This is a genomic window from Arthrobacter sp. PL16 (assembly GCF_035985055.1).
Lineage (GTDB): Bacteria > Actinomycetota > Actinomycetes > Actinomycetales > Micrococcaceae > Arthrobacter_D > Arthrobacter_D cheniae.
The window spans coordinates 61,922-74,075 of sequence record NZ_JAXCIC010000005.1 but is presented as its reverse complement, the minus strand read 5'-3'; the positions used below and the strand labels follow the sequence as shown (position 1 = coordinate 74,075).

Genomic DNA, 12,154 nt, shown 5'->3' with positions numbered 1-12,154 from the left:
CTCAGCGCGGGCTTGACTCGAGGACCGCTTCGGCCTCGTCCCGGGCGTCCGCGAGGAGCTCATCCCGGGAGGCCCGCAGAGGGGCGGACCCCCTGACGAGGACGATCACGCGGTCCACACCCACCCCGATGACGACGGCTACCGCGATGGCAACCGCGACACCGAGCAGGTGGTTGTGCTGGAACCAGGTGCCTGCGACTGCGCCGATACCGACGGAGTAGCCGGCCCACACCGTTCCGGACAGTGCGGTGAGCGCGACGAAGCGCCGCTGCGAATATCCGGTCGCTCCCGCGGTGAGGTTGACGGCCACCCGGCCGATCGGGATGAACCGCGCCACCAGGATCAACGAGGCTGCCCGCCTCGCGAGCTCCTTGCCCGCCCAGGTGAAGGACCGCTGCATGCGAGGGCGGCGCATCCACCGGAAGCGGGTGGTGCCGATGCCCCGACCGAGACGGAAGGCGATGTTGTCGCCGAGGAATGCTCCGAGTGCTGCGACAAGGATCAGTAGCCAGGGGTTCGGCACGCCCTGTGTGATGACGAGGGAGGCGAGACCTACGACGACGGACTCGCTGGGGACCGGTGGGAAGAACCCGTCCAGGACGCAGCAGGCGAGGACGAGCAGGTACACCCAGGGCTGCTCGGCTGCAGCGAGAACGACGTCGCTGATGCCGTTGGCTGCACTGATGATCGCGTCCATCCGGAGCTCCTCCGCTCGTCCGCCCCCACCGACGGCGCTCCGGCGGACAGTGCACGGGGCCCTCGGGATGGGACATGACGCCGGTCTCCGCTGTTCCGGTCGAACCGCGATTCGCTGCCGTGCGTCTGCCTTCGACGCTACCGGCGGGCCTGCCCGCGAGTCGTCGCCCTTGCGGGCGACACATGCGACGGCCGGACTCACCCCTGGGGATGAGACCGGCGGCGCATCCCCTAGGGGTGACCCCTACCCGAGGTGCTCCAGGCGACGCGGCCTAGGCGATGCGGTCGATGATGAGCTGCTGCGCCGGCCGGGAGCCCTCGGGGGCGATGACAACGGCGTCGGCCAGGGCCTCGCGCGCGCGGTCGAACTTGTCCGGAGTATCCGTGAGCAGCGTCATGAGCGGCTCTCCCGCCCGGACCTGCGCACCGGGCTTCGCATGCAGGCGGACGCCGGCTCCCGCCTGCACCTGGTCCTCCTTGCGGGCACGGCCGGCGCCGAGACGCCAGGCTGCTACTCCTACGGCAAGCGCATCCAGACCCACCAGGACGCCGTCGGCCGGCGCGAGGATGACCTCGGACTCCCTCGCGACCGGCAGGGTGGCCCGAGGATCGCCACCCTGCGCCTCGATCATCCGGTTCCAGACGTCCATCGCGCGTCCGTCCTTCAATGCGGCCGCGGGATCGGCACCGTGCACGCCCGCGCAGGCGAGCATCTCCTCGGCGAGGCGCACGGTGAGCTCGACGACGTCGGACGGTCCCCCACCGGCGAGGACCTCCACCGACTCCTCGACCTCGATGGCGTTGCCTGCGGTGAGGCCGAGCGGGGTGCTCATGTCGGTCAGCAGTGCCACGGTGTTGACGCCGGCGTCCTTGCCGAGCGCCACCATCGTCTCGGCGAGGTCGCGCGCCTGGGCGATGTCCTTCATGAACGCTCCACTGCCCACCTTGACGTCGAGGACGAGGGAGCCGGTTCCCTCGGCGATCTTCTTGCTCATGATGGAGGACGCTATGAGTGGGATCGCCTCGACCGTGCCGGTGACGTCGCGCAGGGCGTACAGCTTCTTGTCGGCGGGAGCGAGCCCGGCGCCGGCTGCGCAGATGACCGCGCCGACCTCGGCCAGTTGCCGCATCATGTCCTCGTTGCTGAGCTGGGCCCGCCAGCCCGGGATGGACTCGAGTTTGTCGAGCGTGCCGCCGGTGTGGCCGAGGCCGCGGCCGGAGAGCTGCGGTACGGCGACGCCGAAGACGGCGACGAGCGGGGCCAGCGGCAGCGTGATCTTGTCGCCGACTCCGCCGGTCGAGTGCTTGTCGCTCGTCGGGCGGCCCAGCGAGGAGAAGTCCATCCGCTCCCCCGAGGCGATCATCGCCGCCGTCCAGCGGAAGATCTCGGTGCGATCCATGCCGTTGAGCAGGATCGCCATATTGAGGGCGGACATCTGCTCGTCGGCGATCGCACCGCGCGTGTAGGCGTCGATGGTCCAGTCGATCTGTTCGGGCGTGAGCGTCCCGCGGTCGCGTTTGATGCGGATGATGTCGACGGCGTCGAAGGCTTCGGTCATGGAGGATCCTCGGGTTGTTCGGACGATCGGGCTGCTCGTTGGCGCCGTCACGTGGAGGGAAGGGTCAGGACAGGGTCAGGACAGCGGGAAGGGGCGAAGGGCCGATACGAGGGGTACGCAGCAAGCACGCCGGCGTCCCGAGGTCATGCGAGGTGCTGTGGACCGAAGGCGTCCGGCAGGACCTCGTCCATCGTGCGGATCCCCCCGACGGTCATCAGCACCATGTCGGGAGCTCGGAACTCGTACAGCAGCTGCCGGCAGCGGCCGCAGGGCATGAGCGTGTTGCCCTCCCCGTCGACGCAGCTGAAGGCCCTGATACGTCCGCCACCGCTCATCGCGAGGGCACTGACGAGGGCGCACTCGGCGCACAGGGTCAGCCCGTAGGACGCGTTCTCCACGTTGCAGCCGGAGATGATCCGACCGTCGTCGAGCAGTGCGGCTGCTCCGACGGGAAACTTCGAATAGGGGACATAGGCGCGTTCCATGGCGTCCCTCGCCGTAGCGGCGAGGTCGTCCCAGGGAATCTGCTGATCGGTCATAGAGAAGACTCCTAGCCCTTGATGTAGGGGATGCCGCTGGCTCCCGGCGCCCGTGAACGGCCCACGAGGCCGGCGACGGCGAAGACCGTCACCACATAGGGCAGCATGCGCAGGAACTGGTCCGGGACCGGGGTTCCGAGCAGGCTGAGGACGTTGGACAGGTTCGTGGCGAAACCGAACAGCAGGGCCGCGAAGAAGGCCCCGATCGGATTCCACCGGCCGAAGATGAGTGCTGCCAGGGCGATGTAGCCCTGGCCCGCCGTCATGTCCCGGCCGAAGCCGGAGACCGCCACGAGGGTGAAGAAGGAGCCTCCGACACCCGCTACGACGCCGGCGAGAAGCACGTTCAGGAAGCGCATACGGTTGACGTTGACACCCAGGGTGTCAGCCGCCTTCGGGTGCTCGCCGACGGCACGTGTGCGCAGGCCCCAGCGGGAGTGGTAGAGCGCCACGTAGACCGCCGCGACGGCGATGTACATCAGGTAGCCCACGATGGTCTGCTGGAAGAGGATCGGTCCGATCACCGGGATGTCCGCGAGGAGCGGGATCTCGATCACGGGCAGGCGGGGCGGCGAGTTCCAGCGCTCGGAGTCCTCACTGAGGACGGCCGAGAACAGGAAACCGGTGAGCCCCGAGACGAGGACGTTGAGGACGACGCCGACGATGACCTGGTTGACCACGTACCGGATGCTGAAGACAGCCAGGACGAGGGACACGAGGACGCCTGCGACGGCCGCCGCGAGGAGCCCGACGAGGGCGCTACCCGAGAGGGATGCCGCCACTGCTGCTGCGAAGGCGCCGAACAGGAGCTGTCCCTCGATGGCAATGTTGACGACGCCTGACCGCTCGCAGAGGACGCCCGAGAGCGAACCGAAGATGAGCGGGACGGCAAGGGTCACCGACCCCGCGAGGAGCCCGTAGAGGGCGACGTTCGGTGTGCGGGCGCTGCCCACCACCCAGGTCAGGAATGCGACGAGGAACAGGACGGCGAAGACCGCCAGGACCCACGTCGGGATCTTCCGCTCGGATCTGGTGCGCAGGATCGCGAGGACCGCCAGTGCCGCCATCGCGAGGGCGGCGATCCACCCGATCACGGGAGCGGAGACGACGATCGACGGCAGGACTATCGGATCGTTCTCCTCGGAGAGCCTGAAGGTGACCTCGTTGCCCGGCGCTCCGAGGGCGAACACGAGGAGGGCGAACAGGGCGACGACCGAGAGGATGACGGGAGTCTTCCAGCTCCGCACGGTCGCATCGCCTGCTCCGTTCTTGCGCTCGTCACGAGCGGTGGTTGCTGTACTCATGCTGCTGCTCCGGTCGAGGCTGGCGTGGGGGTCGTGGAGCCGCCCTTCCCGGCGCGCCTGGCGCCGGGAGACGGGAGGCGGAACAACGCGCGGACGAGCGGCGGCGCTGCGATGAAGAGCACGATCAGCGATTGCACCACGAGGACGATGTCGATGCTGGTACCCGTGGATGCCTGCATCGCCACCCCACCGGCACGGAAGGCTCCGAAGAGTATGCCGGCGGCGAAGGTCCCCCAGGGTGAGGACCGGCCGAGGAGTGCCACGGTGATCGCGTCGAAACCGAAACTCGCGGCGACACCCGAGGTCAGCACCTTCTCGGTACCCGAGACCTGGGCGACGCCGGCAAGGCCGGCGAGCGCCCCTGCAATCGCCATCGCGAGGATGTAGCCCTTGCTGACGTTGACGCCGGCGGTCCGGGCGGCGCTCGCGTTGGCGCCTACGGCGCGGAGTTCGAAACCGATCGTGGACCGTTCGAGCAGCCACCAGACGAAGATCGTGGCCAGCACGGCGACGACGAAGCCCCAGTGCAGGCGGAAGGCCGGCCCGAGCAGCGGCGGGTACAGCGCCGTCGCGTCCAGCTGCGGGCTGATCGGATTGGTGGAGCCCGGACGCTGGAACGCGGGGGTGCTGAGGAAGTAGAGCACCAGGTTCGTCGCGATGTAGTTGAACATGATGGTGAGGATGACCTCGTGGGCCCCGGTGCGGGCCTTGAGGAGCCCCACCAGGCCCGCCCAGACAGCGCCGCCCACCATGCCCGCGAGGATCACCAGCAGCAGGTGGATACCCGCCGGCAGGTGCAGGGTGAAGCCGATCCAGCCAGCGAAGGTCGCACCGATGAGGATCTGCCCCTGCGCGCCGATGTTGAAGAGGCCTGCCCGGAAGGCGAGTGCCACACCGAGGCCGGCGCAGATGAGCGGTGTGGCAACGGTCAGCGTCTGCGTCAGCGGGTAGATCATCCGGACGAAGGAGTCGCCCTCGAAGTTGAACACGGAGCCCTGGAAGAGCGCGAGGTAGGCACTCGAGGCCGCGGTCCAGGCCGCACCGATCATGTCCTGCGGGCGGCTGAAGAAGTACGACGACGTCCGCGCCACGTTCTGGTCCGTCACCGCGATGAGCAACCCGCCCAGGATCAGGGACAGGACCACGGACAGGAAGGCAACCAGCGCGTTACCGGTCATGATGCGCTGCATCAGCGTCGATTCCGGAGCCGGACCCGCTCCGAGGGCTGCCGCCGTAGCCGGGACGGCGGGCGGCGGTACCGCCCCGCCTGCTGTCTCGACCGCGTTCTCGAGGCGCGCCTCGTCCTTGCGTGCCGTGTCCTTCGCTTCCCGCCGGGTGAGGCGTGCTCCCCCGTCGGTGGGCGATGGGACCGGCTTGTCATCCTGCGGTGTCACAGGTTCCCTCCTTGAACGTCGTGTGCCTGCGCCAGCGCCTCGTCGGCGGGCATACCGGCCATCATGAGGCCCAGGACATCGCGCGAGACCGTGCCCGGCACGATGCCCATCAGGCGCCCGCGGTACAGCACCGCGATTCGGTCCGCGAGCTCCAGGACCTCGTCGAGCTCCGTGGAGACGATCATGACTGGAGTGCCGGCGTCGCGCTCTGCCACGATGCGGCGGTGCAGGAACTCGATCGATCCGACGTCGACGCCGCGGGTGGGCTGGGAGGCTATGAACAGTTTGAGTGGCCGTGAGAACTCGCGGGCCATGACGACCTTCTGCTGGTTACCGCCGGACAGCGTGCCGGCCGCAGAGGACGCGGACTGGGTTCGCACGTCGAATTCGGCGATCTTCTCCTCGGCGTTCTTGTCGATCGCAGCCCGTGACATGGACAGGCCCTTCGCGAAGGGGGCGCCGTCGTACCGGTTGAGGATCAGGTTCTCGGCGACCGAGAACGTTCCTACGAGTCCCTCGACGCTCCGGTCCTCGGGGACGAAGCCGACGCCCGCGCGGATGACGTCCTTGACCGAGCGGCCCACGAGCTCGTTGCCGCCGAGGGTGATGGATCCTGTGACGTGGTCCTGGAGTCCCATGATGGCCTCGGTGAGTTCCGTCTGGCCGTTGCCCTGCACGCCGGCGATCGCGAGGATCTCCCCCTCGGCCACGTCGAAGCTGAGTCCGTCGACGACATGCTGGCCGTTGGCGGCCTGGACCGTCAGGTCCCGCACCCTGAAGGTCACCTCGCCGGGTGTCGGCGGCTTCTTGTCCAGCGTCAGGCTGACGGACCGGCCGACCATGAGGGACGCGAGCTCCGTGGTCGGCGCGCTCGGGTCTGCGGTGCCGACGACCCTGCCGCGTCGCACGACGGTGATCACGTCCGAGACGGCCTTGACCTCGCGCAGCTTGTGGGAGATGAAGACGATGGACTTCCCGTCCGCCTTGAGCTGGGCGATGATGCCGAGCAGCTCGTCCGTCTCCCTGGGTGTCAGCACGGCGGTGGGCTCATCGAGGATCAGCACCTCGGCATCACGCACGAGGGCCTTGATGATCTCGACGCGCTGCTGGACGCCCACCGGCAGGTCCTCGACGACGGCATCGGGATCGACGTCGAACCCGTACTGGTCTGAGATCCGCCGGATGCGCGTCCGCGTCTCCTGCAGGTTGAGCATGCCGCCCGCTTTCGTGGACTCGTTACCCAGAGCGACGTTCTCCGCGACCGTGAAGACCGGTACGAGCATGAAGTGCTGGTGCACCATCCCGATACCGGCGGCCATGGCATCCCCGGGACCCTTGAAGGTGACGGGCTTGTCATTGACGAGGATCTCGCCCTCGGTGGGGTCGTACAGTCCGTAGAGCACGTTCATGAGCGTGGACTTACCGGCCCCGTTCTCGCCGAGCAGGCTGTGGACCTGTCCCGGCAGCACGACGAGATCGATGTGATCATTGGCGACGAGCGATCCGAAGCGCTTCGTGATACCGATCAGTTCGAGTTTCACAACTCAACCAGCCTGTTCTGTTCTGTTGTCTTCGTGTCGGGATCGAGCGGAAGTCAGGTGAAGGATACCGGGTCCCGCTCCGGGGTACCCACCCGGGCAAACGCGAACCGCCTTCCTCCCGGCGTGGATCCGCGGGGAGGGAGGCGGTTCAGTGGCGTTGCTGTCCTGCGTCGGGACTACTTGGGGCTTGCAGCCGATTCGACGCTGATGTCGCCCGCGATGATCTGTTCCTTCAGGCCGTCGAGCGTGGCCTGGAGGTCGGCGGGGACGTTTGCTTCCTGGTCGTGGAACGGAGCGAGCGCTACGCCACCGTTCTCCAGGGTGCCGACGTACGGGGCGTTGTCGAAGTTACCCTCGACGTCGGTGCTGATGACGTCCTCGACGGCGTCACCCATGAGCTTCATGACCGAGGTGAGGATGAACTCCTCGCCCTTGCCCGCGGTCTCGTAGCCGTCGGAGTCGACCCAGATCGCCTTCACGTCCTTGCCGCCCGCGTTGGCCTCGATGACGGCGTCCAGCGTGCCGGAACCGACAGGACCGGCGACCGGCATGATGATGTCCGCACCCTCGTTGATGAAGTTCTGGGTGTTGGTCTTGCCCGCGGCCGCGTCCTCGAAGTTGCCGACGAACGTGCCGTTCTGGCTCTCCTTGTCCCAGCCGAGGAGCTGCACGTCGCCGCCGGTCTCCTCGTTGAAGTAGGTGACGCCCTCTGCGAAGCCGTCCATGAAGATGGTGACGGTCGGGATATTGACGCCGCCGAAGGTCGCCACCTTGCCGGTCTCGCTCGTCGCCGCTGCGGCGTAGCCGGCGAGGAACGCGGCCTGCGCCGTGTCGTAGATGATCGGCTTGACGTTCGGCAGGTCGATCGAGTTGTCGTCCACGATCGCGAAGTTGGAATCGACGTTCGCCTCGGCCGCGGCCTTGGTGGTGTCGGCGAGCAGGAAGCCCACGGTGACGGTGAGATTGCAGCCGGCCTGGACCATCTGGTCGACGTTCGGGCCGAAGTCGGTCTCGGCCTGCGACTCCGCCTGGTTGATCTGGATGCCGAGGTCCGTCTCGGCCTTCTTCAGGCCCTCATAGCTCGACTGGTTGAACGAACGGTCGTCGAACCCGCCGGAGTCGGAGACGATGCAACCGAGGTAGTCGGTGCCGGCCTCGGCGCTTGCGCCACCTCCGGACGAGTCCTCCGCCGGCGGCGCACCGCAGCCGGAGAGGACGAGGGCCGAGACGCCGAGGACGGCGGCGGACAGGCCTGTGCCGCGCGAAATTTTGCGCAGTGAATTCTTCAAAATGCCTCCAGGAAAGAAATGCGCCACGGGGACGAATACCAGTGAGTGTCCATCACGGTTCACGATTGATCCGAGGCTCTGTTTTCACTGAAAGACCGTGGCGCCGCGACACCGTCGGTGCAGCACGTATGCGAACATCCTAAGGGCCAAGTGATGGGGAACACTACACGGGCCGTAGGCGGGCATCGATCGTTCGGATTTCGTTATGCACAGGCGGCTGCCGAAGCCTCAGTGGTCCCTGCCGAGGACAGCCTGAAGTGCCGCGGCCGCCATCACGCGCACACCGTATTCGATGGCGCGTTCGTCCGGCACGTAGTCACCGCGGTGGAGATCGTACGTCTCGCCCCCGGGAGTCCGCGTGCCGAGGCGCATCATGGCGCCGGGAACCTCCTGCGTCATCCATGCGAAGTCCTCTCCGCCCATGGACTGCGGGGTGAGCACGACGGCGCTCGAACCGAGTTCGGCGCGTGCCGCCGCCTCCAGGAGTCCGGTTTCGTGCTCCTGGTTCACCACGGGTGGTACGCCGCGGATGTGCTCCAGCTTCACGTCCACGCCGAACGGCGCGGCCACCTCGCGCACGGCACGGTCCAGCAGTTCGCCGGACGATTCCCAGGCCTCGCCGTCGAGGCAGCGAAGCGTGCCGGACATGAAGCCGTGGGCGGGAATCGCGTTCGGGGCCGACCCGGCATGGATCTGTCCCCACACCACGGACACGGCGCTGCGCACATCGATGCGGCGGGACAGGACGGCCGGGACATTGACGGCTATGGCGGCGAGCGCGAACACGAGGTCCTCGGTGAGGTGCGGGCGCGAGGTGTGGCCGCCTCGTCCGCTCAGCTCGACACGGATGGTGTCCGACGCCGAGGTGATGGCACCGATGCGCGTGCCCACCAGGCCGACGTCGATCCTCGGATCGCAGTGCAGTGCCAGGATGCGCGGGAGTCCGACGAGAACGCCCTGGGCGATGACGTCGATCGCGCCGCCCGGCATCATCTCCTCCGCGGGCTGGAAGATGATGCGCACAGTTCCGGGGAGCGGCGTCGAGGCGTCGAGGTCGGCGAGGACGAGCGCGACGCCGAGCATCACGGTGGTGTGGATGTCGTGTCCGCACGCATGGGTGATGCCCGTGGCTGCCGACTCGTACGGGAGGCCCGTCTCCTCGATGATCGGCAGGGCGTCGATGTCCGCGCGCAGGCCGAGCCGTAGCGGCCCGCTTCCGATGTCCACATACGCTCCGGTGCCCTCGAGCCGTCGGGGAACGAGCCCTGCCCGCTCGAGCCTCGCGACGATCAGGTCCGTGGTGCGGTGTTCCTTGTAGGACAGCTCCGGGTGACGGTGGATGTCACGGCGGATTTCCGTCAACTCTGTGAGCAGCGGCTCGAGGGAGGCACCGACCCGGGAGGTCGGCGGGCTCTGGGTGCTGGACGTTTCCACTCCCTCAGCCTACCGACCGGGGCCGGGGCGTCCGGACGCCCCGGTCGTGGACGCGCCGTAGGGATCTGTGCAAGCCGCCGGGCAGCCGTTGGCGAGTTGTCGGCTGAGCGTCCTAGAGAACGTCGGTGTCGCCGCTGGCGCGTAGCCGCTCCACGGCTTTCTTGACTTCCTGGGCGTGCTCCTTCGTCGTCACCAGCAGTGCGTCGGGGGTGTCGACGATGACGACGTTCTCGATACCGATCAGGGCGATGACCCTCTTTGTGTCGGAGACGACGATCCCGGAAGCGTTCTCGGAGAAGACCCTCGCTCCCTCCCCCATGACCCTCAGCTCGCTGTTCTCCTCGGCGGGGTTGAGGCGACCGATGGCAGCGAAATCCCCGACGTCGTCCCAATTGAACTCACCCGGGATCATGGCGACGTCACCGGCGACAGCGGCCGGTTCGGCGACCGCGTAGTCGATGGCGATCTTCGGGAGGGTCGGCCAGACCTTGCGGGCCACCTCGACGCGGCGGGGGGTGTCCCAGGCGTCGGCGATCTCGATCAGGCCCGCGTAGAGCTCGGGCTCGTTGGCGGAGAGGTGCTTGAGCATGAGGTCCACCGGCGCCACGAACATGCCGGCGTTCCAGGAGTAGTTCCCGCTCTGGATGTAGCCGTCCGCAACCTCCTGGGAGGGCTTCTCGACGAACTCGATGACCGCGTGTGCGCTGGGCGCACCCTCGATGGACAGGGGCTCGCCCGCCCTGATGTACCCGAATCCTGTGGAGGCGTGCGTCGGCTTGATGCCGATGGTGACGATGTATCCGCGGGCAGCGGTGTGGATGGCCTCCCGAACGGCATCCTGGAAGACCTCGACCGGCGAGATCACCTGGTCGGCCGCGAAGGACCCCATGATGATGCTCGGGTCGCGCCGGTGCAGGATGGCGGCGGCGAGACCGATGGCTGCGCCCGAATCCTTCGGCTCGGATTCGAGCACCAGGTTCACGTCATCGATCTCGGGAAGCTGCGCGAGGACCGCGCGCCGGTGGACGATCCCGGTCACGACCATGGTGCGGCCATCACACAGCGGGCGCAGGCGGTCGTAGGTCGCGCGGATCAGCGTACTGCCGGAACCGGTGAGGTCATGCAGGAACTTCGGCGCCGCGGCGCGCGAGAGCGGCCACAAGCGTGTCCCGGTGCCTCCCGCGGGGATGACGCCGTAGAAGCGCTCCAGCACATTGTCAGGGGTATGGGCAGACGCCCTCTCGGTACTCATCCGTTCCACGGTAACCCGAAGCGCGCCGGGCGTGAGCATAACGTCCACTATCGGATGCCATCCCGGGGGAACGCGGGAACCGCGGCGGGTGTTAACAAGGTCACAGGTGAGGAACCCCTAAATTGAACCAGGAGTGTCACCGCCCTAGATTATTCTTATCTGAAGAGTGCTGTCGCACCGGCGTAATCCCTGCGTATAACGCGCTAACGCCCAGGCGATGCAGGGAGGTCATTTCAATGCCGAAGACACTGACGCCAGCAGGCACCCTCTACCGTGGCCGCGAAGGCCAATGGTCCTGGGTAGCCCACCGCATCACCGGGGTCGTGATTTTCTTCTTCCTCCTGGTCCATGTGCTGGATACGTCCCTCGTACGCGTGTCGCCCGAGGCGTACGACGCCGTGATCGCCTCGTACAAGAACCCGATCATGGGTCTGGGTGAGCTCGGCCTGGTCGCAGCGATAGTGTTCCACGCCTTCAACGGCATCCGCGTGATCCTCGTGGATTTCTGGAAGAAGGGCCCCAAATACCATCGCCAGATGCTCTGGGGCGTCGTAGGCCTCTGGGCAGTCGTCATGATCGCCTTCTCGATCCGCCATCTCACGCACGTCTTCGGAGGTTAGTACCCATGGCCACCCCAATCATCGAAACGCCCCGCTCCGGTCGTGTCGCCCCGGGTTACTCCCGATCCAGCACCTCACGCGGAAACTTCGAGATGATCGCATGGCTCTTCATGCGCCTCTCGGGCGCCATCCTGGTGGTGCTGATCTTCGTCCACCTCTACGTCAACCTCGTCGCCGGTGACGGCATCAGCGGGATCGACTTCGGCTTCGTCGCCGGCAAGTGGGCCGACCCGGTGTGGCAGATCTGGGACCTGACCTTGCTCTGGCTGTCCATGCTGCATGGCACCAACGGCATCCGTGTGATCATCAACGACTACGCCGAGAAGAACAGCACCCGCATGATCCTCAAGGGCGTCCTGTACACGGCCACAGTCGTCATCGTGGTGCTCGGCACACTCGTCATCTTCACCTTCGATCCCTGCCCCGTCATCGACGGAGTGGCCCACGTAGCGGATTACTGCCCCGCCCCGTAACCCCTACCGCACGTCTGCAGTTCCCGCATGACAGGCCCACTGGGGGACCTCAT

The 12,154-nt window shown here is 67.1% G+C and carries 11 protein-coding genes; 2 read left to right on the top strand and 9 right to left on the bottom strand.

The features are described from left to right. Nucleotide 1: 1 nt before the first annotated feature. The 9 genes from RCH21_RS11480 to RCH21_RS11440 form a co-directional block, all read right to left on the bottom strand. Entirely contained in the window at nt 2-697 is a 696-nt protein-coding gene (locus RCH21_RS11480; protein ID WP_326964472.1) for a DedA family protein, read from the bottom strand. A gap of 271 nt (nt 698-968) precedes the next feature. Beyond that, a complete protein-coding gene (locus RCH21_RS11475; RefSeq protein WP_326964471.1) occupies nt 969-2,255 on the bottom strand; it encodes a thymidine phosphorylase in 1,287 nt (428 codons plus the stop codon). Between the two features lie 143 nt (nt 2,256-2,398). Continuing rightward, nucleotides 2,399-2,794, bottom strand: coding sequence for a cytidine deaminase (locus RCH21_RS11470; protein WP_120148335.1), 396 nt, complete (start codon nt 2,792-2,794; stop codon nt 2,399-2,401). 11 nt (nt 2,795-2,805) lie between these two features. Continuing rightward, a complete protein-coding gene (locus RCH21_RS11465; RefSeq protein ID WP_120148336.1) occupies nt 2,806-4,098 on the bottom strand; it encodes an ABC transporter permease in 1,293 nt (430 codons plus the stop codon). Beyond that, entirely contained in the window at nt 4,095-5,492 is a 1,398-nt protein-coding gene (locus RCH21_RS11460) for an ABC transporter permease (protein ID WP_442784704.1), read from the bottom strand. The genes RCH21_RS11465 and RCH21_RS11460 overlap by 4 nt, the downstream gene beginning before the upstream one ends. Further along, the gene (locus RCH21_RS11455) at nt 5,489-7,033 is read right to left on the bottom strand and encodes an ABC transporter ATP-binding protein (RefSeq protein WP_326964470.1); all 1,545 of its coding nucleotides are present in this window, start codon (nt 7,031-7,033) and stop codon (nt 5,489-5,491) included. The genes RCH21_RS11460 and RCH21_RS11455 overlap by 4 nt, the downstream gene beginning before the upstream one ends. 176 nt (nt 7,034-7,209) lie before the next feature. Continuing rightward, on the bottom strand, nt 7,210-8,322 hold the full coding sequence (locus tag RCH21_RS11450; RefSeq protein ID WP_326964469.1) for a BMP family lipoprotein: 1,113 nt from the start codon (nt 8,320-8,322) through the stop codon (nt 7,210-7,212). Nucleotides 8,323-8,550: 228 nt separating this feature from the next. Next, entirely contained in the window at nt 8,551-9,756 is a 1,206-nt protein-coding gene (locus tag RCH21_RS11445) for an amidohydrolase (protein WP_326964468.1), read from the bottom strand. 112 nt (nt 9,757-9,868) lie between these two features. Further along, nucleotides 9,869-11,008 carry a mannose-1-phosphate guanylyltransferase gene (locus tag RCH21_RS11440; protein ID WP_120148341.1) on the bottom strand — a complete coding sequence of 380 codons (1,140 nt, stop codon included), beginning with the start codon at nt 11,006-11,008 and terminating at the stop codon, nt 9,869-9,871. 236 nt (nt 11,009-11,244) lie between these two features. Here RCH21_RS11440 and sdhC point away from each other — a divergent pair, with 236 nt between their 5' ends. Together sdhC and RCH21_RS11430 are read left to right on the top strand one after the other, a co-directional pair. Then, nucleotides 11,245-11,628, top strand: a complete 384-nt coding sequence (sdhC, locus tag RCH21_RS11435) for a succinate dehydrogenase, cytochrome b556 subunit (RefSeq protein WP_326964467.1) — start codon at nt 11,245-11,247, stop codon at nt 11,626-11,628. Between the two features lie 5 nt (nt 11,629-11,633). Then, nucleotides 11,634-12,101, top strand: coding sequence for a succinate dehydrogenase hydrophobic membrane anchor subunit (locus RCH21_RS11430; protein ID WP_120148343.1), 468 nt, complete (start codon nt 11,634-11,636; stop codon nt 12,099-12,101). Nucleotides 12,102-12,154: the final 53 nt, after the last annotated feature.